At 43.4% G+C, this 581-nt stretch carries 1 protein-coding gene; it reads right to left on the bottom strand.

What is annotated here, in order from left to right:
• Positions 1-566, bottom strand: a 566-nt coding sequence (locus MJ761_RS10830) for a T6SS phospholipase effector Tle1-like catalytic domain-containing protein (protein WP_239392934.1), incomplete at its 3' end; no start/stop codon positions are given.
• Between the last annotated feature and the right edge of the window lie 15 nt (positions 567-581).

Raw genomic sequence — 581 nt, 5'->3', positions numbered from 1 at the left:
GCTTTAAGCCGTTTCCAGATATCCGCTCCCAGCGCATATAAATCCTTCAATTGCGCAATTTTGCCATTCTTACCATTCAAGGCTGCGTCCTGCATGGCCTTGGCTCGCTGCACTTTGTGTTTCAGCACATCCAGCGCAATACCGCTAACCACCGCCCCTAAATTCATATTGTTAATTAAATCACTGAATATGGATTTATCATCATTTTTGCTCGGCGCTATCGGTGGTGTTGAAATTACTTTCGGTTTTTTCGCCGGCTGCGTGCCTGTATTTAACGGGTCATCATCGAAGCCATCATCCTGATTTGGCGGTAGCGGTACCTGCGGTGGTTTTTTATCCGCATCACCAAAATAAAGAATATCGCCGTTGTCATGAATATCTTTAAACTCTTCTGCCTCATCCTCATTATTCAGCATGTAAATACTGCCGGCAAAAGTTTTCATTAAGAAACCCAGCGACAGAAACGATTCAAAACGAAACTGATGCAAATAATCCGCCTTGAAATCCTTGGCACTTTCCAGCATATCCCAGCCATCATTGCGCGGATCGTAATTCTTATTAATCATACCGTTCATAAAATC

The organism is Snodgrassella communis (assembly GCF_914768045.1).
GTDB lineage: Bacteria > Pseudomonadota > Gammaproteobacteria > Burkholderiales > Neisseriaceae > Snodgrassella > Snodgrassella communis.
The sequence above is the reverse complement of the archived record's forward strand: the minus strand, read 5'-3'. Positions and strand labels throughout refer to the sequence as shown.